The organism is Myceligenerans pegani, assembly GCF_014892515.1.
GTDB lineage: Bacteria > Actinomycetota > Actinomycetes > Actinomycetales > Cellulomonadaceae > Myceligenerans > Myceligenerans pegani.
The window spans coordinates 1-22,501 of record NZ_JADBGR010000027.1 but is presented as its reverse complement, the minus strand read 5'-3'; the positions used below and the strand labels follow the sequence as shown (position 1 = coordinate 22,501).

Here is a 22,501-nt window from a genome sequence, read left to right as displayed (position 1 = left end):
TCATCCGACATCCGGCCGACCACCCGACAGGCTGCCGACCATAGGGTCCGCGTCTCCCGCCGTCGTCGGTGGGTCGCGAAATGGCTCGCGTCCGCAGGGCGCAGCGGGGACGATCGGGCCATGCACACTTCCACCCTTCCCGATGTCCCGCTGCCGGACGGCTACCGGTTCCGCGCGCTCGCGGAGGCGGACCTGCGCGCCGTCCGCGATCTCGACCTATGGGCCTTCCCGTCGGCGACCGCGCTCGACGAGGCGGTCCAGCACTCGTTCCCGCTCGGCTGGGACCGCGCGATCGGGATCGAGGCGGAGGGCTTCGACGGGCTCGCCGCCCTGCACGGCTCCTATCCGTTCCGGAGGTTCGGCGTGCCGGGCGGCACGCTTCCGACCGGCGGCCTGACCTGGGTCGGGGTGCATCCGCAGCATCGTCGCCGCGGACTCCTCACCGGCATGATCGACCTCCACCTGGCGCGCTGCCGCGAGCGCGGCGAGCCGCTGTCCGCCCTGTTCGCCGCCGAGGCGCCCATCTACGGACGCTTCGGCTACGGCAAGGCCGCCGACGACGTCCGGCTCACCATCGCCCGCGGCGCGGGCCTCCACGAGGTGCCGGGAGCGGACGAGCACACCGTGCGGATCGCGCACGCGTCCCGGGAACAGCACGGTGACCTGGTGGGACGACTCCACCGTGCCGCGGGAGAACGCCCCACCGGCGTCGCCGGGATCAATCGTCCGGGGTGGTGCGAGCGGGAGACCGAGGAACTGCAGGCGCACTTCTGGGCCGACCTGCCCGCGTTCCGTGGCGGCCGTGAGTCGCGCCGGATCGTCGTCGTGGAGCGCGGCGGCGAGCCGCGGGGCTACGCCCTGTTCCGCCGGAAGCTCGACTGGGAGACGTTCGGGCCGCGCGGCACCACCGCGGTCAGCGAGGCCGTCGCCCTCGATGCGGCAGCTGCCCGCGCTCTGTGGGGCGTGCTGGTCGACTTCGACCTCACCGTCGAGACCTCCACGTTCCTGCTCCCGGTCGACGACGCCGTCACCCGTCTCCTGATGAACCCGCGCGCGGCGCAGCCCCGCGTCGTCGACAACGTGTGGGTGCGGCTGGTCGACGTCGCCGGCGCGCTCGCCGGGCGGCAGTACGCCGCGGACGTCGACGTGAGGATCGCCGTGACCGATGCCCGGCTCCCGGAGAACGCGGGGACGTACCGGCTCCGGGCCCGCGTCTTCGGCGAGGCGACCTGCGACCGTGTCGCGGAGCCCGCCGACCTGTCCCTCGACGTGCGGGAGCTCGGCGCCGCCTACCTGGGCGGGACGTCCCTGGCCGCCCTGGCGGCGGCGGGCCTGGTCACGGAGCACACCCCGGGCGCTCTCGCCACGGCGGCCGCGGCCTTCGGCTGGCCGGTCGCCCCGATGAGCAGCTGGGTCTGGTGACCTGCTGGGGCCGGTGGTAGCGGGCCATTGTGGTCGGCGGATTGTCGGATGATCGGCCGCCCGGGGGACCGATCATCCGACAAGGTGCCGACCACTCCGCGACAACAGGTCGATCACTCGACGGCGGAGTGGCGCGCGGTGTCAGCCCGCCGCATCCGGTTCGTCGGGGAACCAGATCGCGTGCTTCAGGTCGACGCGGCGGCCGTCGCGGGTCAGCGGGCAGCCCTCCGCGCGCAGGGCGTCGAGCGCCGCGGTCAGGTGCCGGGCCGGCGGCGAGCCCGCCGCGTTGACCACGCGCCACCAGGGCACGGCGAAGTTGTCCTGCGCGGGTCCGACGACGACGGCGTCCTCTGGCACCAGATGCTGGTAGCGGTCACCGGACGCCGCCATCACGTTCCCGACCTGCCGCGGCCCGCCGCGCCCGAGGTCGTCGGCGACGATCTCGGCGATCAGCCCGTACGTCATCGCGCGGGCGGGCGGAATCCGCCGCACCAGCCCGAGCACGGCGGCCGCATATTCCTCTGCGGGCGTGAGCTGGGTGTCGGACGGCTCCTCATCGGACATGGACGCATCGTAGGTGGCCAGGCCGCGGGATTGCCCACACAAGCCAGCCGCCGAACTGGCCGCGGAGCGAGCGGAGTGCCGCACCCAACCACCGCCGTCGACGCGGTCCGCCCCTCTCGGATGGTCGGTTCTTCGTCGGATGGTCGGCTTCCCCGAGCGGCCGACCATCCGACGTCCGGCCGACGGCCCGACAACCAGCCGACCACCCGCCGACTCCTCAGCGCGACCCCGGGACCTTCGTCGGGGCAAGCCTCGCCAGGGTGCGGCCCGCTACCGCGCGGGTGCGGGCCGCGCGGCGGGCTGCCGCCGGCGTGCCCGGCGTGCCCGCCGCGCGCTCCTGCGCGATCGACAGGACCGTGAGCACCGACGACGGGTCGCCCTGGACCAGCATCGTCGTGAGCAGCGTCCCCTCCCAGGCGGCGAACCGCTCCCGGATCCGCTTCACCGGGCCGATCAGCGCCACCTCGTCCACCAGCTCCGTCGGCACCGCCCGCGCCGCGTCCTCCTTGCGGCCCGCCAGGTACAGGTCCTGGACCTCGTCCATGGCCTCCTTGTACCCCATCCGGTCCAGCGACTGCTTGTGGAAGTTCGCGCCCTTGGCGCCCATCCCGCCCGCGTACAGCGCGACGAACGGGCGGATCAGGTCCGCCGCCGCCTCGACGTCGTCGCGCACGAACACCGGGACGGTCGCGATGGCCTCGAACGCGTTCGCCGGCGACCGCTCCTCGCGGCGCTTCGCGAACCCGGCGTCCAGCAGTTCCCGGAACTCGCCGTCCAGGCGGGGCGCGTAGAACGACCCCATCCAGCCGTCCGCGATCTCCGCCGCCAGCGCGATGTTCTTGGGTCCCTGCGCCGCCAGCACGATCGGGATCTCGGGCCGGAACGGATGCACCGTCGGCTTGAGCGCCTTGCCCAGCCCGGTGGCGCCGTCGGCGTCGTCGGGCAGCGGCAGGCGGTAGAACGCGCCGTCGTACGAGACGGGGCGCTCGCGGGCGATCACCTCGCGCACCACGTCGACGAACTCCCGCGTGCGTGCCAGCGGTCGCTGGTACGGCTGCCCGTACCAGCCCTCGACCACCTGCGGGCCGGAGGCGCCCAGGCCCAGGACGAAGCGGCCGCGCGACAGGTGGTCCAGCGTCATCGCGTGCATGGCCGTGGCGGTGGGCGTGCGGGCGGCCATCTGCGCGATCCCCGTGCCGAGCCGCACGTTCCTGGTCCGCGAGCCCCACCAGGCCAGCGGCGTGAACGCGTCCGAGCCGTAGGCCTCGGCGGTCCAGACGGAGTCGAGGCCGAGGCGGTCGCCGGCCAGGATGGCCTGCTGAATACCCTTCGGGGGCTTGCGCGACCAGTAGCCGGTCTGGATGCCGATACGCATGGTGAATCCTCGTCGTCGAGCGGGCAGGGGACGGCCGGCAGAGTTTCCTGCGACTGCGCGTCCCAGGTACTGGGCCAACCCTACCGTGGCTGACGGCGGAGCGGCCGGGCCGGTCACGGCAGTGCGGCGTACTCTCGGTTCCATGGCTACCTACGACGACGTCGCGCGGCTCGTCGCGGACCTCCCCGAGACCTCCGAGGGGACCCGCTTCCGGGGCCGGACCTGGTTCGTGGCGGGCAAGGCGTTCGCGTGGGAGCGGCCGTTCTCGAAGGCCGACCTCAAGCGGTTCGGGGACGAGCCCGTCCCGGGCGGCCCGATCCTCGCGGTGAGCGTCGACGACCTGGGGGAGAAGGAGGCCGTGCTGGGCGAGGGGCGGCCGGGCTACTTCACGATCCCGCACTTCGACGGCTACCCCGCCGTACTCGTCCAGCTGGATGTGGTGTCGCCCGCACACCTGGCGGAGGCCGTCGAGGACGCGTGGTTCGCGCAGGCTCCTCGGGTGCTGGCGGAACGTCGGCGCCCGATGTAGCCGGGGGCCACGTCCGAAATCCGCTCGCCGCGCCGGCGCCGTCCGGGGCAGGATCGGCCCGTGACATCCTCTCCATCCCGCGGTGTCCTCGGCTTCTGGTCCGAGCTCCCTCGCGACGGTCGCTGGCTCCTGTCCACCGTGGTGGTCAACACCTTCGGCCGCGGCCTCACCCTTCCCTTCACGATCATCTACCTGCACGAGGTCCGCGGCTTCTCGCTCGACCTGGCGGGCACCCTCATGGGGCTGATCGCGGTCGCCGGGCTGATCGTGACCGTGCCGGCCGGCGTGCTGATCGACCGGTTCGGGGCCCGCAGCACGCTCCTGGCCGGGATCGCCTGCGCGATCGCCGGGCAGACGATCCTCGCCTTCGCGACGGTGCCCTGGGCCGCCGCCGTGGGGCTCGCCCTGTTCGGGGCGCAGTTCGGCGTTGCCTGGCCCGCGAACAACGCGCTGATCTCGACCGTCGTCCACGGCGACCTGCGGCAGCGCTATTTCGGGGTGAACTTCGCGCTGGTCAACCTCGGCATCGGGGTCGGTGGCGTGGTCGGCGGCCTGCTGGTCGACGTCGAGCGTCCCGTCACGTTCGTCGCCGCCTTCCTGGTGAACGCCGCGACGTTCGCGGCCCCGGTCGTCGTGCTCCTCGGGCCGCTGCGCCACCTGCGTCCGAGGGCCGAGGCGCCCGAGGGTTCCGCGGTGTCCGGGGCCGGGAGCGACGACGGCGCGCCGGCGGGGGTCGAGCGCGCGGGCGGGACCGGGGTGCCCGCCGGCTATCTCGCGATCCTGCGGCGGCCCGAGGTGGCCTGGCTGACGGTGCTGGCCGCGCTCGCCGCGTTCGCCGGGTACGGGCAGATGGAGAGCGGGTTCCCGGCGTACGCGCGGCAGGTAGCGGAGGTCTCCACGCGGACGGTGGGCTTCGCGTTCGTGGTGAACACCGCGGTGATCGTGCTGCTGCAGTTCTGGGTGATGGAGCGCGCCCGCGGGCATCGCCGGACCCGCGTGCTCGCGCTGTTCGGGCTCATCTGGTCGGGCTCGTGGCTGGTGCTCGGTGCCTCCGGCCTGATGCCGGGTACGGCGGCGAGCGTCGCCGTCGTGCTGGGCTTCATGGGCGTGTTCGCGGTCGGGGAAGCTCTGCTGCAGTCCGCGCTGCCGGCGCTGACCAACGACCTGGCGCCCGACCACCTGCGCGGCCGCTACAACGCCCTCAGCTCGGCGGCGTTCCAGGTAGGCACCATCGCGGGCCCGGTGGCGGCTGGTGTGCTGCTGGAGCGCGGGCATCCGGCGGCGTTCATCACCATGGTGGCGGCGATCTGCGCCGGGATCACGGTGACGGCGTTCGTCCTCGGGCGGCGGGTCGCGCCCGGGGTGGACGGGGTGCGTGGCGCGAACCAGCGCGACGCGGACGAGGCCGACGCGGCGGAAAGCAGCGTCCGGATCGATCAGCCGTACGACGCCGCGTAACGCCGGGCCAGGATGCGCAGGTGCTCCCGCAGCTCGGGCGGCTCCTCCGCCGTGAAGTCGAGCCCGAGCATTCCGATCCACACCGCGACGACCTCGAGGCTGTCGCCGCCGGTGACCAGCACGCAGGTGTGCGCGTCGAGCGGCTCCACCGTGCCGACGGCGGGGTTGATGCGAGCCAGGACGTCGTCGGCCGGTGCGTGCACCCGGATTCTCGCGTGCACCGCCCAGCCGGTGCGTGCCACCTCCCGGACGACGAACTCCGCCAGGTCGAACTCCGGATCGACCGGCGCGAACCGCCGTCCGCCGGGTGTGCGCAGCTCCAGCCAGTCCACCCGGAAGGGAGCCCATTCGCCCGAGCCGACGTCGCGTCCCACCAGGTACCAGCGGCGCTGCCAGGCGACGAGCCGGTACGGCTCCACCTCCCGCGGCTCCCCGCGGTAGAGGCACCGCAACCCCTGGTGGTCGCGGATGGCCGCGGCCAGCGCGGTGAGGAGCGCCGGATCGACCGCCGGGTCCTCGACGTTGCTGTCGGTGTTCGACGGGCCCGCGCTCGTGGCCGAGCGCAACGCGGAGACCTGACGCCGCAGCCGGTCGGGCAGCACCTGCTCGAGCTTGCCGAGCGCGCGCGTGCTGCTCTCCTCGATGCCGGCGACGGCGGTCGCCGCCCGCAGCCCGACGGCCACGGCCACCGCCTCGTCGTCGTCGAGGAGCAGGGGCGGGAGCTTGCCGCCGACGCCGAGCCGGTAGCGGCCCCCCGGGCCGCGGGCCGAGTCGACCGGGTAGCCGAGGTCGCGGAGCCGCGCGACGTCGTTCCGGATCGTCCGGTCGGTGACGCCGAGGCGCGCCGCGAGTTCCGGGCCCGACCACTCGGCGCGGGACTGCAGCAGGCCGAGCAGGGACAGCAGGCGGCCCGACGTCGTGCTCATGCTCGCAGAATAACGGAAAGAACCGTTCCTGAACCCCTCGTAGCGTCGTACCCGTCAGCACGATCCCGGACACCGATGCTCCGCAGGAGGACACCATGAACGCCAACGCTTCCACCAACGCCGACCCCGCCGCGACCACCACGGAGGCCGGCGGCGGCGCCGCCGGCAGCGCCGCCACCGCCGAGATCCGTCCCTTCCGGATCGAGATCCCCCAGTCCGACCTGGACGACCTGATGCAGCGCCTCGGACGCACCCGTTTCCCCGTCGCGGCCCCCGGCGATTCCTGGGACCACGGGACTCCGACGTCGTACCTGCGCGACATGGTCGACCACTGGCGCGACGGCTTCGACTGGCGCGCCGTCGAGGCGCGGGCCAACGCCTACCCGCAGTTCCTCACCACGATCGACGGCCAGACCGTGCACTTCGTCCACGTCCGCTCCGCCGAGCCGGGCGCGCGGGCTCTCGTGCTCACGCACACCTACCCCGGTTCCTTCCTCGAGTTCCTCGACCTGATCGGGCCGCTCACCGACCCGGTCGCGCACGGCGGCAGCGCCGAGGACGCCTTCGACGTGGTGATCCCGTCCATCCCCGGATTCGGGTTCAGCACCCCGATGGCCGAGGGACCCTGGACGTTCGCGCGGGTCGCCCGCACCTGGGACACCCTGATGCGCCGGCTGGGGTACGCCTCGTACGGGGCGCACGGGAGCGACGCCGGCGCGCTGGTGAGCCGCGAGCTCGCGGTCCTGAACCCCGACGGGTTCCTGGGAGCCCATGTGCTGCAGCTCTTCTCCTTCCCGAGCGGGGAGCCGGGGGAGATGGACGGGTTCGGGCCCAAGGAGTTCGCCGCGCTCGAGCACCTGCAGTGGTTCCAGAGCGTCGGCGGCTACAACGCCATGAACGGTTCCCGCCCGCAGACGGTGGCGGCCGGGCTCAGCGACTCACCCGTGGGGCAGCTCGCGTACAGCGAACTGTTCGAGAACTTCGGCAACGGCACCAGCGCGGTCAGCCGGGACCAGGTGCTCGAGCAGGTCAGCCTCTACTGGCTGACGAACACGTCCGCCACGGCCGTGCGCTACCACTACGAGGAGGCGCGCAGCGGGGCGGAGCCCGTCGTCAGCGAGGGGCGCACCGGCGTTGCCGTCTTCGCCTCGGACTTCCAGACGATCCGGGCGTTCGCCGAGCGGGACAACAGCCGCATCGAGCACTGGGCCGAGTACCCGGAGGGCGGCCACTTCGCGGCGCTCGAGGTTCCGGGTCTCGTGGTCGGGGACCTGCGGACGTTCTTCGCGACGGCGCCCGCGACAATCAGATGACGTACTCGATCAGTTCCGACGGGTCCTGGACCACCGCGCCGGTGCGATCGGGAGACGGCGTTCGGTTCCGTGCGGGGACCCCGACGGCCACCGCACCGTTCGGCACGTCCCGGGTCACCACCGCGTTGGCGCCCACCTTCGCGTCGTCGCCGATCCACAGCGGCCCGAGCACCTTCGCGCCCGAGCCGATCATGACGCGGTCGCCGAGCGTCGGGTGCCGCTTCCCGGGGCTCATCGAGCGCCCGCCAAGGGTGACGCCGTGGAAGAGCAGGCAGTCGTCGCCCACCTCCGCCGTCGCCCCGATGACCACGCCCATGCCGTGGTCGATGAACAGCCGGCGGCCGATCCGCGCGCCCGGGTGGATCTCCACCCCCGTCAGCAGGCGGGAGACCAGGGAGAGGATCCGGGCAGGCAGCCGTAGCGCGGGCCGCCGCCACATCGCGTGCGCGATGCGGTAGTGCCAGACGGCATGCACGCCCGGGTACGTCAGGAGTACTGCGCTCAGCGAGGTCGCGGCCGGGTCCTGGGCGCGCGCCGTCTCGGCGTCCTCCTTGAGGAGCTGGAGAAAGGTGGGCGCCCAGGACGTCGTCATCAGTCCACCAGGCCCTCGAACAGCGGGGTCGACAGGTAGCGCTCGCCGAAGTCGGGGGCGACGACGACGATCGTCTTGCCGGCGTTCTCCGGGCGCTTCGCCACCTCGAGAGCCGCGGCGAACGCCGCACCCGAGGACGTGCCCACGAGCAGGCCCTCCTCGGACGCGGACCGCTTGGCGGTCTCGACGGCCGTGGCGAAGTTGACGTCGATGACCTCGTCGTAGACCTCGGTGTCGAGGATCTCCGGGACGAAGTTCGCGCCGATGCCCTGGATCTTGTGCGGGCCGGGCTGGCCGCCGTTGAGGATCGGGGACTCCTCGGGCTCCACGGCGATGATCTTGATGTCCGGCTTGCGCTCCTTGAGCACCTGGCCGACACCGGTGATCGTGCCGCCCGTACCGATACCCGACACGACGATGTCGACGTTGCCGTCGGTGTCGGCCCAGATCTCCTCGGCCGTGGTCTCGCGGTGGATCTTCGGGTTGGCCTCGTTGGCGAACTGCCGGGCCAGGACGGCGCCCTCGCGCTCCTGGGCGATCTTCTCGGCCGCGGCGACCGCGCCCTTCATGCCCTCGGCCCCGGGCGTGAGCACGATCTCGGCACCGAAGGCGCGCAGCAGTGCCCGGCGCTCCTTCGACATGGTCTCCGGCATGGCGAGGACGACCTTGTAGCCGCGGGCCGCGCCGACCCAGGCCAGGGCGATGCCCGTGTTGCCGGACGTGCCCTCGACGATCGTGCCACCCTCCTTGAGCTCGCCCGACTCCTCCGCCGCGTTGATGATCGAGACGCCGATCCGGTCCTTGACGGAGTTGGCGGGGTTGTAGAACTCGAGCTTGGCGAGAACCGTCGCCTCCAGGTCCTTCGCCAGGGAGTTCAGCTTCACCAGCGGGGTGTTCCCGATGAGCTTGGTCGCGTCGTCATAGATGCGGGCCATTGTGTCTCTTTCCTTCGTGTCGTCCGGCTCTTGCGGGTGGTTCTTCGACCCGGCGGCCCGGCACCGATACATGCCTCCGGCAATGCACCTCGTGCACGACGCCGCCGGTTGTCCCTGGGGTCAGTGGGTATGAGGGGGCGTGGGAGCGTCGCACGGGCGTCGCGACCGGTGGTCCGTGCGTGGCACGGTGTCGACACGGGTCAGACGTGGCGTGGACGCTCTACCGACAGAGGCGGCACATTCGGGCGATGCGCATGTGGGGGAGCCTAACTCCGCCCCGACAGATCGACAAGATCGGTCTCACTTATTGGTCACATCGATGGGTGGCGGGTCGCGCGGTGTGGCCGCGGGTGCGGCACCGCCCGCAGTATCGCGCGGGCCGAGCGGCGCCGCACGCCCAGAGCGGCGCCGCGTGGCCGGCGCCGTCGCGGTGGCCGGACGAGAGAACGCCGGGGTGCCGACCGCGCGTGAGGTCGGCACCCCGGCGTCGGGGGAGCCGGGGGCGGTGGCGTACCTGGAAGCCACCGCCCCGGGCATGCCGCGGGTCGGGCGTCCCGCGGCGGTTCGTGCGCCGGCTCGGTCAGCCGGCGGAACAGGTGGCGGTGAGGCCGCTGGAGCTACCGCTGCCGAGGAACCCGGCGGTGGTCGAGCCTCCGGCCGAGAGGTTGCCGTTCCAGGAGGCATTCGTCAGCGTGTTGCCGGACGCGGTCGCGTTCCAGGCCTGGGTGATCGTGGCACCACCCACCGTGACCTCCCAGCCGCTGATGGCGGAGCCGCCCGCGGTGACGGTGACCTCGGCCTGGTAGCCGCCGTCCCAGGAGTTGGTCACGCTGACCGTCGCGGTGCACTCCGCGTTGCCCGGGTCGTCCGTCGGGTCGTCCGTCGGGTCATCGGTCGGGTCATCGGTCGGGTCGTCCGTCGGGTCCGGCTGCGGATCGTCCGGCCACAGGTCGCCCCCGCCGATGTTGATGTCCGAGCACAGGTAGTAGGGCTGGTCGAGATGGCTGGCCTGCCAGATCGTGTACAGCACCGCGCGGCCGTTGTAGCCGGACAGGTTCACGTCCGTCACGTACGGGGACTGGGGAGGATACGAGCCCGTCTCCTTGATCAGGTCCAGGTCCTCCCAGCCGAGGCGCTCCGTGGTGGGGTCGAAGCTGGGCTTGGACACGTAGATCCGCAGGTAGTCGGCCCCGTGGTTGGCGCCGTCGGTGAGGGTCAGCGTGAAGTTGTGCGGCACGCCCTTGGCGACCCACTCGCCGGGGGTGTCCATGGAGTCGTACCGGCCGCCCTCGGTGTTGCCGCCCGAGCAGAGCGTGCCGCTGGGCACGGCCGCCTGGTGGTTGCCGCCGACGTTCTCGCGGTAGAGGCCGTTCCAGTTCCACATGGCGTTCGGGTTGTCCTGCCACGCCTGCCAGCACATCGGGTCGATGGTCGCCATCTCGGGGTTGAGGTGGTCGTCGCCCCAGCGGTCCCAGCAGCCGTAGTTGCGGGTGGGCGGGTCGGTGACGCTGCCGTGGGCGGCAGCGGGTGGTGCCATGGCGGTGTCCGCCGACACGACGGCGACCAGCCCCAGCGGGGCGGCCAGCGCCATGGCGGCGGCCAGGATCAGGCCGCGCGTTCGCGCACGCACTGTCATGGGATGCTCCTCCTCGAGCTTCGGGCCGGCCGGTCGGACGGCTCTTCGGTTCCCGTCAGCCTGGGCGCCCCCGCGCACCGGCGACCAGCGGCTGAATCGTTTACGACTCGTCAGAAACTTTCGTGCGCGTCGCCTGATCGCAGGCGGCCCGCCGGGCGATACCTGGGCGAGGATGGGCCGATGAGCACACCCCGCACCGTCGTCGTCGGCCCGGCCTCCTGGAACACGCTCGTGCGGCTCGACGAGCTGCCCGCACCCCGGCCGCACACGGTCTTCGCGCGCGACGCCGTCCGGACGCTGGGCGGGACGAGCGCCGGCAAGGCGCTGCACCTCGCGGACCTCGGCGCTCCCGTGACCCTGGTGACGGCGGTCGGCGACGACCCGGAGGCGGAGCGGGTGCTCCGCGCGCTGGGCAACGTCGGCGCCGGGCTGGAGGTCCTCGCGCACCGCGCGCCCGGCCCGACGGAGCAGCACCTCAACCTCATGACCGACGACGGCGAGCGGGTCTCCATCTACCTGGCGGTGCCCTCGGAGCCCGCCCGGCCCGACGACGAGCGCGTCGCCGCGCGCCTTGCCGGGGCGCGTCACGTGGTGCTCGACCTGGGCGCGAGCGGCCTGGAACTGCTGGAGGCCGCCCGCGCGGGTGGCGCCGAGCTGTGGACCGACCTCCACGACTACGACGGCGTGAGCGAGTTCCACCGGCCGTTCGCCGACGCCTGTTCCCACGTCTTCCTCAACGACGACGGCACGGACGACCACCCCGCCCTGATGCGGGCGCTGCTCGACCGGGGTGCCACGACGGTGGTCTGCACCCTCGGGGCGAAGGGCGCCGTGGCCCTGACCCGCGACGGGTGGGCCGAGTGCGCGGCCGAGCCGGCCGACGTCGTCGACACGAACGGCGCCGGCGACGCGTTCTTCGCGGGATTCCTCGCGGCGCACCTGACCGGGGCCGGGACGGGGGAGTGCCTGCGAGCCGGGGCGCGCCAGGCGGTCCGGGCGCTCGGCTCGCCCCACCTGAGCCCGCTCCTGGACTGAGCGGCCGCCGCCGGGCATTGCGTCGCGGCGGCGATCTGTGACAGATTAGGAACCGAACGTTCGGTCAGTAATTCGCCACGGAGGTCACGATGACGTCGGCCGTCGACGAGGCAGGGCTCGAGGCGCACTTCGAGGCCACGATCGCGCACAAGGACCGCATCGAGCCGCGGGACTGGATGCCCGAGAAGTACCGTCGCACCCTGGTGCGCCAGATCGCCCAGCACGCGCACTCCGAGATCATCGGGATGCAGCCCGAGGGCAACTGGATCAGCCGCGCGCCGTCGCTGCGCCGCAAGGCGATCCTGCTCGCGAAGGTGCAGGACGAGGCCGGCCACGGGCTCTACCTCTACTCGGCGACCGAGACCCTCGGCGTCACCCGGACCGAGCTCACCGAGCGCCTGATCTCCGGTGCGCAGAAGTACTCGTCGATCTTCAACTACCCGACGCTGTCGTACGCCGACGTCGGCACGATCGGCTGGCTCGTCGACGGCGCCGCCATCTGCAACCAGGTGCCGCTGTGCCGTACCTCGTTCGGTCCGTACGGGCGCGCGATGATCCGGATCTGCAAGGAGGAGTCCTTCCACCAGCGGCAGGGCTACGAACTGCTGATGACGATGATGCGCGGCACGGACGAGCAGCGTGCGATGGTGCAGGAGTCCGTGGACCGCTTCTGGTGGCCGTCGCTGATGATGTTCGGCCCGCCCGACGAGGCCTCCCCGAACACCGCGCAGTCCATGGCCTGGGGCATCAAGACCCACACCAACGACGAGCTGCGCCGGCGGTTCGTCGACATGACCGTGCCGCAGGCCGAGGCGCTCGGCGTGACGCTGCCCGACCCGGACCTGGCGTGGAACGAGGAACGGCAGGCGCACGACTTCGGCGAGGTGGACTGGGACGAGTTCTGGAAGGTCGTGGGCGGCGACGGCCCCTGCAACGCGCAGCGGGTCGCGCACCGGAAGAAGGCCTGGGACGACGGCGCGTGGGTCCGCGAGGCAGCCACCGCGTTCGCCCGGAAGCAGGAGGAGACGGCCGACCACGGCGGAGCGCCGACGACACCGACGACGTCGGCCGGCCCGGCGTCCCGCACGGCGGAGGAGGAGACGGCATGACCGACGAGGTGCGGGCGGAGTGGCCCCTGTACGAGGTGTTCGTGCGCGGCAAGCGCGGCCTGAACCACGTCCATGTCGGCTCGCTGCACGCCCCCGACGGCGCCCTGGCGCTGCGCCACGCCCGCGACGTGTACACCCGGCGCAACGAGGGCGTCTCCATCTGGGTGGTGCGCTCCGACGCCATCGCCGCGTCCAGTCCCGACGAGAAAGACCCGCTCTTCGCACCCAGCGGCGACAAGGTCTACCGGCACCCGACGTTCTACTCCATCCCCGAGAACGTCCCCCACATGTAGTCCCCCAGCACCCGGAGAACCACCATGTCCGACGGCACCGCCCCCGAGCGCAGGACCCAGGCCACGGAGCCCGCCGAACGCGCCGCGTCCTCCGCGTCCGCCACGTCCCCCGCGTCCGCGACGGACCACGGCATCGACCACGACAACGCGTACGCCGGCCTGCTCGTCAACGACGCCCACTGGGCGTTCGGCACGGACTTCGAGGACCCCTTGGCCGGTGTGGACACGACCGTGCCGGACGGCGTGGAGCCGTCCGTCCTCGCGGCCTACTGCCTGATGCTCGGCGACGACGCCCTCGTGGCCTCCGAGCGGATCTCCGAGTGGTGCAGCCGCGCACCCGACCTCGAGGAGGACATCGCCCTCGCGAACATCGCCCTCGACCTCCTCGGGCAGGCCCGGCTGCTGCTGGCACGGGCGGCTGCCGCCGACACGTCCGTCGTGCCCGCGCTCCCCGGCGACTCGCCCGTGCCCGACGAGGACCGCCTCGCCTTCTTCCGGGACGAGCAGCGGTTCCGGAACGTGCGCCTCGCCGAGCTCCCGAACGGCGACTTCGCCGAGACCGTCACCCGCATCCTGCTCCTCTCCACCTGGCGGCTCGCCCTGTTCGAGCGCCTGACCGGAAGCCGCGACGCCGTCCTCGCCGCCGTCGCCGCCAAGGGCGTCAAGGAACTGACCTACCACCGCGACTTCGCGGGCCGCTGGTTCCTCACCCTCGCCCAGGGCACCGACGAGTCCCGCCGCCGCGTGACCGCCGCGCTCACGGACCTGATGCCGTACTGGCCCGAGCTGTTCGAGACGCACGACGTCGAGGCCGCCGCGGCCGCCTCCGGCACCGGCGTGGATCCCGCCCAGGCGGCGGGCGAGGCCGACGCGGTGCTCGACCAGGTGCTCGCCGTGAGCGGCGTCGACCGCCCCGAGTACGCGCCGCGAGCGGGCGTCCGCGGCCGCACCGGACGCGACGGCATGCACACCGAGGCGCTCGGCCGCATGCTCGCCGAGACCCAGTCCGTCGCCCGCGCCCACCCGAGGGGGCGATGGTGAGGAACGAGACCCTGGTCCCCGTCGCCGGCGGGTCCGCGGCTCCGCCCGCGTCCCGCGGACGTGCCGAGCGGGCACGGCGGGCCCGAGGCGCCGTCGACCTCGACCGGGCCCGCGAGGTCGCCGCGACCGTCGTCGACCCCGAGCTGCCCATGCTCACGCTCGCCGACCTCGGCGTCCTGCGCGACGTCGAGATCGCCGACGACGGCGCCGTGGTCGTGGCCATCACGCCCACGTACTCCGGCTGCCCCGCCATGGCCACGATGCGCGACGACGTCGTGCGGCGCCTCCAGGAGGAGGGGTACGACGACATCCGCGTCCGGGTGGCCCTGCACCCCGCCTGGACCACCGACTGGATCACGCCCCGCGGGCGGGCGGCGCTCGCGGAGGCGGGCATCTCGCCGCCGGGACGGCGGGACGCGGAAGTGGCCACCGGTACCGCCGGCGCCCCGGCGCCCGGCCGACGCCCTGTCCCGCTCACGCTCGGCCCGACCCGCCGCGCGGTGCGCTGCCCCCGGTGCGACTCGGCCGACGTCGAGCTCACCTCCGAGTTCGGCTCGACGGCGTGCAAGGCGATGTACCGCTGCCGCGCCTGCCTGGAGCCGTTCGACCACGTGAAGGAGATCTGATGACGACCAGCGCCGAGGCGCCGGCCAGGTCGGCGGCGGCATGATCGACGACGGCGGAGCCACGACCACGCGGGCCGACCGGGCGCGGGCGTCCCGCAGAACACAGTCCACCTTCCACACGCTCACCGTGGCCGACGTTCAGCGGCTCACCGACGACGCCGTCGCCGTCACCTTCGACGTGCCCGACGAACTGCGTGACGCGTTCGACTTCACCCCCGGGCAGTCGCTCGTCCTGCGGCGCGTGATCGACGGCGTCGAGCACCGCCGGAACTACTCGATCTGCGCCCCGGCGGGCGCGCCGCCCCGCGTCGGCGTCCGGGAGATTCCCGGCGGGCTGTTCTCCACCTGGCTCGTCCGCGAGGTGCGCCCGGGCACGAGGATCGAGGTGGGGACGCCGTCGGGCAGCTTCCGGGCCGACCCCGCCGCGGGCGGGCGGCACCTGTGCATCGCCGCGGGGTCGGGCATCACCCCGATGCTCTCGGTCGCCGCGTCCGTGCTGGAGAATCCGGACGCGCAGGTGACGCTGCTGTACGGCAACCGGAGGTCGACGACGGTGATGTTCGCCGAGGAGCTCGCCGACCTCAAGGACGCCCACCACCGCCGCTTCGACCTGATGCACGTGCTCTCCCGGGAACCGCGCGACGTCGAGCTGTTCTCCGGCCGGCTGGATGCCGACCGGCTCCGGCTGCTCCTCACCGCGCTGGTGCCGGCGTCGGACATGGACCACGTCTGGCTGTGCGGCCCGTTCGGCATGCTGTCCGACGCGCGGCAGGTCCTCGACGAACTCGGCGTGCCCCGGGAGAAGGTCCACTTCGAGCTCTTCCACGTCGACGAGCCGCCGCCGCAGCTCCGGCACGCCGACGCCGCCATCGATGGCTTGACCAGCGACGTCACCGTGATCCTCGACGGCCGCAGCACGACGACGTCGATGGCGCGGGACAGTACCGTGCTGGACTCGGCGCAGCGCGTGCGCGGCGACGTCCCGTTCGCGTGCAAGGGCGGGGTCTGCGGCACCTGCCGGGCGAAGGTCCGCTCCGGCGAGGTGGACATGGCCCGCAACTACGCCCTCGAACCGGACGAGGTGGCCCGCGGCTTCGTGCTCACCTGCCAGAGCTACCCGGTCACCGACGAGGTCACGGTCGACTACGACGCGTGAGCGGGCGCCCGGATCAGCCGACCCGGGTGAGGCGGAAGCGCTGGGTCGCGGCGCCCGTGCACGGTTGCTGGGTGAGGCCCGTGCCGTTCGCGCCGATCCCGGGGTCGAGGGTCAGGCAGCTTCCGCTGTGCCGGGCCGCGAACGTGTACGTGCCGCCGGCCGCGGCGGGGAGCCACTGCTGATTGGTCCCGCCCACGTAGGTCCACAGATGCACCCGCGTGCCGTCGGCCACGGCTCCCGGGCCGCCGTCGACGTCCCAGGACTTCCCCGCGTGCTGGTTCACGACCTGGTAGTAACCGTCCGACGTGGCGCGGAACTGCCAGCGCTGGTTGGCCTGGCCGGTGTCGCCGCAGGTCCACTGCTGCAGGCGGGTGCCGTCGGCGGTGCCCCAGTCGGCGGCGTCGAGGCACTTCCCGCTCGCGTCCGGGATCACCTGGTACCAGGCCGCGGGATCGATCCCGGGTGCCGGTTCGGTGCCCCGCGGGTCCCACGCGAACGTGGCCACGGACCGCCCGGGCAGGGTGTAGGCGAGCGAGCGGCCCTCGTCGGTGATCGAGAACGTCCGGTCGCCGCCCGCGGAGTTCACGACGTAGGCGACGCGTGTGCCGTCCGGGTTCTGGAGGACGACGTTCCCCACGTCGCCCGAGCCCGCGCCGGACCCGATCCGCCGGGCGCCGGCGTCCACGAACTTGGTGAGATGGCCCAGCGTGTAGAACTCGGCGTTGCGGGTGACGGTCCCGCCGGCGATCTCGACGACACCGTTGCAGCGGTCGTCGCAGTGTCCCTGGTGCGGGCCGCCGTTCTGGTCGAGCGCGAGGTTCCAGGTGATGACGGTCTCGCCGCCGTTGCGCAGGTTGCGCACCACGAGGTTGTCGGCGTGCCACATCAGCGTGTCGCCGAACGTGGCGGCCGGGTCGGCGCTGTCGGTGCCGGAGCACTCCGTGAAGTACACCCGCTCGCCGGCGGCCACGATCTGCGACTGCGCCTCCGGCGACCCGCCGTAGCAGTGGAACGCCGCACCCTGGACGCGGGCGATGTCCTCCGTGGCCGCGAGCACCTGCAGCGGGTAGTCCGGACGGTCCCAGTTGTGGTCGTAGGACCACAACTGGGTGTCGAGCCCGGCGCCCGTCAGGGCGGCGTCGAGCACCCGGAGGAACGCGGCCTGCTCGTCGGCCTGCATGTCGGTGGACGGGTAGCTCGTGGCGAACAGCGGCTCGTTCTGGACGGTGAGATCGGCGAGCGTGACGCCACGTGCCTCGTACGCCTGGATCGCGCGGACCAGATAGCCGGCGTAGTCCTCGTAGTGCTCGGGCAGCAGCTTGCCGCCGTTCAGGGATCCGCCGGACTTCATCCACGCGGGCGGCGACCAGGGCGACCCCATGAAGCGGATACCGGGGTTCACGGCGAGCGCGTCGCGCAGCACGGGAAGGATCTCCTGCTCGTCGCGCGCGACGCCGAACTCGCCGGGCGTGTCCTCGTACGTGTAGAAGCCGCCCGCGTTGAAGTCGCTGCTGCCGAGCGGCTGGCGCAGGTAGTTGAGCCCGATGCCGTCGCCGTCGCGCGAGAACAGGGACCGGAGCAGGTCGGAGCGGGCGCCGGGCGACAGGTCGTTGATCAGCGAGGCGGATGCCTCGGTGACGGACGCGCCGGCGCCGGTGAACCGCTGGTGCGTGGTGCCGGCGTCGACGGCGATGTCGGTGGGCTGCGGGCCGGCGTCGAACGCGACGGATCCGGCGTCGGCGAGCCGGCTGGCGCCGTCGGCCGTCGTGATCCAGACGTCGGCGGTGGCCGGCGCGGCGGCCCGCTCGGCGGCAGGGGCGGGGCGGGACGTGGTGCTGCCGGTCGGCACGGCGGTGGCCGGGACGACGGCGATCGCGGCGCCGACGGCCGCGACGGCGACGGCGCTCAGCGCCGCGAGCGGCGCCCGGGCGGGTGATGGACGAGTGGGTGACGGGCGGGTGGTGCGCTTCATTGCGGACTCCCTCGGTGGATGGACTGCGCGGCCAGCATAGCGCTACTTACCAAGTGGTCGGTAGGTAGTGGGTCCGCTCCTGCGCCGTGGTCCCGAGCGGCATCACGCCGGGCCTCGGCGAGACACCGTTGCCCGCAGGTGCGCCGCCGGTCCGTAGACTCGCCGGGTGACGAACGAGGCGGGGGAGCGAACCCGGGTCCGGCGCCCGACGGCGGAGCGCCGGGCGGAGATCCTGCGTATCGCCATGGAGACGTTCGCGACGCGCGGCTACCAGAAGGCGTCGCTGGCCGAGATCGCCACCCGTGCCGGCCTCACTCAGGCGGGCCTGCTGCACCACTTCCCGTCCAAGGCCGGGCTGCTGACCGGCGTGCTCGACCTGCGCGACGAGACGGACATCTCCGAGCTCGGCACCGAGCGACCGCGCGGACTTGCCTTCCTGCGCCACCTCGTGGAGACGGCACGCCGCAACACGGAGCGCGAGGGGATCGTGCGGTTGTACGCCGTGCTCGCCGCGGAGAGCGTGACCGAGGGACATCCGGCGCACGACTACTTCGAGGGCCGCTACCGGGGCCTGCGGGCGATCCTCGTCGACGCGCTCGAGGAGGCACGTGGTCAGGGCGAGGTGCCGGGCAACCTCGACGTCAGGACCTGCGCGAGCATCATCATCGCCACGATGGACGGCCTCCAGGTCCAGTGGCTGCTGGATCCCGCCTCGGTCGACATGCCCGCGGCGACCGAGACGGCGATCGAGCGCCTGATCGGCCGGCCGCTGCCCGCGCGGGCCTGAGGAAGGCGGCCCTCTGCGCGGAGCCGGCCGTCGCGGCAGGCGCCTCCCCGCGCGGGCGTGAGCAGCTACGCCGTCGCCGCCCGGGTGATCGCCTCGGGAATCGGCGTGTCGCCGCCCACCAGGTTCCACTGCCGGCCGATCGTGGCGTCCTCGTCGAGCACCGCCGCCAGGACGGCAGCGACGTCCGCCCGGGTGACGTCGCCCCGTGCCGCGTCCGGGCCGAGCGCCACCCGGCCCGTGGCGGCGCCGTCGGTGAGCCGTCCCGGGCGGATGATCGTCCAGTCCAGGTCGGACGCGCGGAGCGCCGCGTCGGCGTCGCGCTTCGCCTCCACGTAGGCGCGCCAGACCTGCCCGCGCTCCGGGGCCGGCAGGCTGTCGACGCCGATCGCGGACACCTGGACGAACCGCGAGATGCCGGTCTCACGCGCCCCGTGGATCGACTTCAGCGAACCCTCGAGGTCGACGGTCTGCTTCCGCTCGATGTTGCCGTCCGGCCCGCCGCCCGCCGTGAACACCACCGCCTCGCAGCCCGTGAACGCCGTGGCGAAGTCGGCCGCCTCCGAGTTCTCGATGTCGAGGAGGCGAACCTCGGCACCGAGCCCCCGGAGCTCGTCGGCGTACGCCTCGTCCCGTACCAGGGCGACGGGGATGTGACCCGCTCCGACCAGGAGCGGGTGGAGCTGCAGGGCGACCTTCCCGTGGCCGCCGACGATCGCGATGCGCATGCGAACCACCTTACGGGCCGACTCTCAGCAGTCGAGACGTGAACGGACTTCTCTGGCCAGGGTGCCGGGCCGGGGGTCATGATCAGCGCGTGACCGATGCCGCGCACGAGCCCGCCGGCCGGCCGGTTGACCGGCACGATGGCGGCGGGGAAGGACCGGCCGGGCCGAGTCGTGTCGCGATACGGCTCCTCGGCCCGCTCGAGGTCGACGCCGGCGCGGGCCCGGTCGAGCTCGCCGGGAGGCCGCTCGCGCTGCTGGCGATCCTGGCGCTGGCGCCGGGCGAACCGGTGTCCGTCGAGGCGCTGGCCGACCGGCTGTGGGACCCGGAGGACCTGCCGGCCCGGCCCCGCGCGACCCTGCAGACGTACGTGGCGCGCCTGCGCGGCGCACTCGGCGCCGACACGGTCGAGACCGTACGCGCCGGCTACCGGCTCGCGCCGTCCCGCGTCGCCGTCGACGCCGCCCGGTTCGCCGAGCTGGCGACGCGCGACGTCGAGGCCTCCGTCGCCGCACGGCGCCGGGACCTGTCCGCCGCGCTGGCCCTCTGGCGCGGGGAGCCGTTCCACGACGCGGCCTCCGGATGGCTCGCCACCGAGGCCCGGCGGCGGCTCACCGCCCAGTACCTCACCGCGCTCGAGGCCGCGGCCGACCTCGACCGGCTTGCCGCCGAGCCGCTCGAACGCCTCGACGACCTCCGCGCGGCCTGCGAGACGCACCCGTTCCGCGAGTCCCTGTGGTCCCGTCTGCTGCGCGCCCTCCAGGCCGCCGGCCGCCGGGCCGAGGCGCTCGCCGAGTACGAGCGGATGCGCACCGGGCTCGCCGGAGAACTCGGTGTCGACCCGGCACCCGAGCTCCGCGACCTGCACGCCGCCCTGCTCCGGGACGACCGCGCCGACGGCCCGGCCGGCACGGACGTGCCCCGGCAGCTCCCCGCCGACTGCACCGACTTCACCGGCCGCGACGGCCTGCTCGCCGCCCTCGACGCGAGGCTGCCTCCCGAGGGCGGCCGCTCCGTCGTCGTGCTGCACGGTCCCGGCGCCGTCGGCAAGACGACGCTCGCCGTGCACTGGGCGCACCGCGTCCAGGAGCGGTTCCCGGGCGGCACGCTCTACCTCAACCTGCGCGGTTTCGACCCGGGACCCGCGGTCGGCGCGTCCGAGGCCCTGACCACGATGCTCGGCACCCTCGGCGTCGCCCCGGCTGCGGTCCCGAACGACCCCGACGGCGCCGCCGCTCTGCTGCGCAGCAGGCTGTCCGGCCGACGCACCCTCCTGGTGTTCGACAACGCCCGCGACGCCGAGCAGGTGCGGCCGCTGCTCCCGGCGTCGGACGCCTGTGTCCTCGTGACCAGCCGCAGGACCCTGCGGGGCCTGTCCGCCCGGGGCGAGGGCGAGGCGCTGGCGGTCCGGCCGCTCACGGAGGACGAGTCCGTGGCACTGCTCCGCGAAGGGCTCGACGACGGCTTCCGCGACCCCGCGCACGCCGCCGCGCTCCACCGGCTCGCCCGCCTGACCAGCGGATTCCCGCTCGCCGTGCGGCTGGTCGCCGAGAACCTCCGTCGATATCGTGCCGAGGGGCGGGACCACGACGTCGCGCTCGACGCCGTCGGCCGGGAACTCGCGGACGAGAGCGGCCGCCTCGATGCCCTCGATGCCGACGGCGACCCGCTCGCCGACCTGCGGGCCGTGTTCTCCTGGTCCTACCGGGCGCTCGACGCCGGGACGGCCCGGATGTTCCGCCTCGTCGCGCTCCACCCGGCGGGCGGATTCGGCATCCCGGCCGCCGCGTCCCTCGCCGCCGTCGACCTGCGGACCGCCCGCAGACTGCTCGGCCGGCTCGTCGACGCCAGCCTCCTGCACGTCGTCGCCCCCGATCGCTACGGGATGCACGACCTGCTGCGCGCGTACGCCGCCGATCTCCTGCGCGACGACCCGCACGAGCGTGACGACGCCCTGCTGCGCCTGCTCACCTGGGGCGTGCGGAGCTCGCACGCGGCGACGATGACGCTGCGTGCCGAGTCCGCGCAGACCCAGGTCGACGACGGACTGCACACCCTGGGCGCGATCCAGGAGACGTTCGACGACGCCGCGGCCGCCTCGAACTGGCGCGAGGCCGAGGGCGGGCCGCTCCTCCGGCTGGTGGAGGACGCCCTGGCGACCACCCATCGCGTGGCCGCGGCCTGGCTCGCGATCCGCCTGTTCGACCACGTCCGCGCGACCCGGATGCCGGACGACGCCGTGCGGTTCTACGAGCTGGTGCTGCGTTCGCTGGACGGCAGCGGATCGGCAGACCTGCACGGGCTGCTGCTCAACGCCCGTGCCGTCGGCTACGCGCGCCATGGTCAGATCGACATCGCCGAACAGGTGCTCCTGGAGGCTCACGACCACATCGCGCGCCACGGCACGGCACGCGCCGACGCCGTGGTGCGCGGGAATCTCGCGCGCGTGTACGCCGTGCAGGGCCGGGAGAAGGAGGCGATCGAGCTGGCCGCGGGGGCACGGGGCGACCGGGAGCCAGGGGGCGACAGCACGGGGGAGCGGATGTCGGTGCTGATCGACGTCTATCGAGAACTGCGCTGCATCCCCGAGATGATCGCCGTCGCCGACAAGGTGCTCGCCGCCATGGGACAGAACGCGGGGCGCTGGGCGGCCGTGACGAGATACACCCGGGCGCGGGGACACCTGAGCCTGGGGCGCCCCGACGCCGCGCGAGACGATGCGCGCCTCGCGGTCGCGGGCTACCGGGAGGCCGGCGAACTATGGCGTGCCGCCGGCGCCCTCCGCCTGCTCGGCGAGATCGAGGCCGCGATGGGCAACACCACGGAGGCGGTCCGGGCGTGGCGGGAGGCGCTCGCCATCGTCGACGAGACCGGCGAGCTCGACGCGACCGACGACCTCAGCCGGCAGATGCTCATCGACTACATCGCGGGCGCGGCGGCCGCCGGTGCGGGCGCGCCCGCCGGTACCGCGCGGGCGTCCTCCCGCGCCGAGGTCCCGGGCACCGGCTG

The 22,501-nt window shown here is 73.4% G+C and carries 20 protein-coding genes; 12 read left to right on the top strand and 8 right to left on the bottom strand.

Going from position 1 to position 22,501, the window contains the following annotated elements; all coding sequences use genetic code 11:
• Positions 1–120 precede the first annotated feature (120 nt).
• Positions 121–1,422, top strand: coding sequence for a GNAT family N-acetyltransferase (locus tag IIE03_RS02285; RefSeq protein ID WP_192861107.1), 1,302 nt, complete (start codon positions 121–123; stop codon positions 1,420–1,422).
• A gap of 141 nt (positions 1,423–1,563) precedes the next feature.
• Here the strand turns inward: IIE03_RS02285 and IIE03_RS02280 are convergent, their stop codons facing one another.
• Positions 1,564–1,986 (bottom strand): MGMT family protein, encoded by a 423-nt coding sequence (locus IIE03_RS02280; RefSeq protein WP_192861106.1) that lies wholly within the window; start codon positions 1,984–1,986, stop codon positions 1,564–1,566.
• A gap of 217 nt (positions 1,987–2,203) precedes the next feature.
• Positions 2,204–3,361 carry an LLM class F420-dependent oxidoreductase gene (locus tag IIE03_RS02275; protein ID WP_192861105.1) on the bottom strand — a complete coding sequence of 386 codons (1,158 nt, stop codon included), beginning with the start codon at positions 3,359–3,361 and terminating at the stop codon, positions 2,204–2,206.
• A 142-nt stretch (positions 3,362–3,503) separates the two neighbouring features.
• Between IIE03_RS02275 and IIE03_RS02270 the strand changes: the two genes are divergently transcribed.
• Both IIE03_RS02270 and IIE03_RS02265 read left to right on the top strand, forming a co-directional pair.
• Positions 3,504–3,890: an MmcQ/YjbR family DNA-binding protein gene (locus IIE03_RS02270; RefSeq protein WP_192861104.1), complete on the top strand. Its 387-nt coding sequence runs from the start codon at positions 3,504–3,506 to the stop codon at positions 3,888–3,890.
• Positions 3,891–3,950: 60 nt separating this feature from the next.
• Positions 3,951–5,348, top strand: a complete 1,398-nt coding sequence (locus tag IIE03_RS02265) for an MFS transporter (protein ID WP_192861103.1) — start codon at positions 3,951–3,953, stop codon at positions 5,346–5,348.
• On the opposite strand, the gene IIE03_RS02260 is transcribed toward IIE03_RS02265, so the two are convergent.
• Positions 5,327–6,274: a helix-turn-helix transcriptional regulator gene (locus IIE03_RS02260; RefSeq protein ID WP_192861102.1), complete on the bottom strand. Its 948-nt coding sequence runs from the start codon at positions 6,272–6,274 to the stop codon at positions 5,327–5,329. The genes IIE03_RS02265 and IIE03_RS02260 overlap by 22 nt on opposite strands.
• Before the next feature lie 95 nt (positions 6,275–6,369).
• Between IIE03_RS02260 and IIE03_RS02255 the strand changes: the two genes are divergently transcribed.
• The gene (locus IIE03_RS02255; protein ID WP_192861101.1) at positions 6,370–7,587 is read left to right on the top strand and encodes an epoxide hydrolase family protein; all 1,218 of its coding nucleotides are present in this window, start codon (positions 6,370–6,372) and stop codon (positions 7,585–7,587) included.
• Here IIE03_RS02255 and cysE read toward each other — a convergent pair.
• From cysE to IIE03_RS02240, 3 genes are all read right to left on the bottom strand, one after another.
• A complete protein-coding gene (gene cysE / locus IIE03_RS02250) occupies positions 7,580–8,179 on the bottom strand; it encodes a serine O-acetyltransferase (RefSeq protein WP_192861100.1) in 600 nt (199 codons plus the stop codon). The two genes, IIE03_RS02255 and cysE, sit on opposite strands and share 8 nt — an antisense overlap.
• A complete protein-coding gene (cysK, locus tag IIE03_RS02245; RefSeq protein ID WP_192861099.1) occupies positions 8,179–9,114 on the bottom strand; it encodes a cysteine synthase A in 936 nt (311 codons plus the stop codon). Before cysK ends, cysE begins: the two co-directional genes overlap by 1 nt.
• 580 nt (positions 9,115–9,694) lie before the next feature.
• Positions 9,695–10,750 carry a lytic polysaccharide monooxygenase auxiliary activity family 9 protein gene (locus IIE03_RS02240; RefSeq protein ID WP_192861098.1) on the bottom strand — a complete coding sequence of 352 codons (1,056 nt, stop codon included), beginning with the start codon at positions 10,748–10,750 and terminating at the stop codon, positions 9,695–9,697.
• Between the two features lie 180 nt (positions 10,751–10,930).
• On the opposite strand from IIE03_RS02240, the gene IIE03_RS02235 reads away from it, so the two are divergent.
• The 6 genes from IIE03_RS02235 to paaE all read left to right on the top strand — a co-directional run bounded on the left by IIE03_RS02235 (position 10,931) and on the right by paaE (position 16,010).
• Positions 10,931–11,785, top strand: coding sequence for a carbohydrate kinase family protein (locus IIE03_RS02235; protein ID WP_192861097.1), 855 nt, complete (start codon positions 10,931–10,933; stop codon positions 11,783–11,785).
• Between the two features lie 89 nt (positions 11,786–11,874).
• Positions 11,875–12,894 (top strand): 1,2-phenylacetyl-CoA epoxidase subunit PaaA, encoded by a 1,020-nt coding sequence (gene paaA, locus IIE03_RS02230; RefSeq protein ID WP_192861096.1) that lies wholly within the window; start codon positions 11,875–11,877, stop codon positions 12,892–12,894.
• Positions 12,891–13,187 (top strand): 1,2-phenylacetyl-CoA epoxidase subunit PaaB, encoded by a 297-nt coding sequence (gene paaB / locus IIE03_RS02225; RefSeq protein WP_192861095.1) that lies wholly within the window; start codon positions 12,891–12,893, stop codon positions 13,185–13,187. The genes paaA and paaB overlap by 4 nt, the downstream gene beginning before the upstream one ends.
• Positions 13,188–13,211: 24 nt before the next feature.
• Positions 13,212–14,228, top strand: coding sequence for a 1,2-phenylacetyl-CoA epoxidase subunit PaaC (gene paaC, locus IIE03_RS02220; protein WP_192861094.1), 1,017 nt, complete (start codon positions 13,212–13,214; stop codon positions 14,226–14,228).
• Positions 14,225–14,854: a 1,2-phenylacetyl-CoA epoxidase subunit PaaD gene (gene paaD / locus IIE03_RS02215; protein WP_318842755.1), complete on the top strand. Its 630-nt coding sequence runs from the start codon at positions 14,225–14,227 to the stop codon at positions 14,852–14,854. Before paaC ends, paaD begins: the two co-directional genes overlap by 4 nt.
• 40 nt (positions 14,855–14,894) lie before the next feature.
• On the top strand, positions 14,895–16,010 hold the full coding sequence (gene paaE, locus IIE03_RS02210) for a 1,2-phenylacetyl-CoA epoxidase subunit PaaE (protein WP_192861092.1): 1,116 nt from the start codon (positions 14,895–14,897) through the stop codon (positions 16,008–16,010).
• Between the two features lie 13 nt (positions 16,011–16,023).
• On the opposite strand, the gene IIE03_RS02205 is transcribed toward paaE, so the two are convergent.
• Positions 16,024–17,982, bottom strand: a complete 1,959-nt coding sequence (locus IIE03_RS02205) for an RICIN domain-containing protein (protein WP_192861091.1) — start codon at positions 17,980–17,982, stop codon at positions 16,024–16,026.
• Between the two features lie 166 nt (positions 17,983–18,148).
• Between IIE03_RS02205 and IIE03_RS02200 the strand changes: the two genes are divergently transcribed.
• Positions 18,149–18,769 carry a TetR family transcriptional regulator gene (locus tag IIE03_RS02200; protein ID WP_318842754.1) on the top strand — a complete coding sequence of 207 codons (621 nt, stop codon included), beginning with the start codon at positions 18,149–18,151 and terminating at the stop codon, positions 18,767–18,769.
• 65 nt (positions 18,770–18,834) lie between these two features.
• Here the strand turns inward: IIE03_RS02200 and IIE03_RS02195 are convergent, their stop codons facing one another.
• Positions 18,835–19,494: an NAD(P)H-binding protein gene (locus IIE03_RS02195; RefSeq protein WP_192861090.1), complete on the bottom strand. Its 660-nt coding sequence runs from the start codon at positions 19,492–19,494 to the stop codon at positions 18,835–18,837.
• 89 nt (positions 19,495–19,583) lie between these two features.
• Here IIE03_RS02195 and IIE03_RS02190 point away from each other — a divergent pair.
• Positions 19,584–22,501: AfsR/SARP family transcriptional regulator (locus IIE03_RS02190; RefSeq protein ID WP_192861089.1), on the top strand; the 2,918-nt coding region annotated here is incomplete at its 3' end.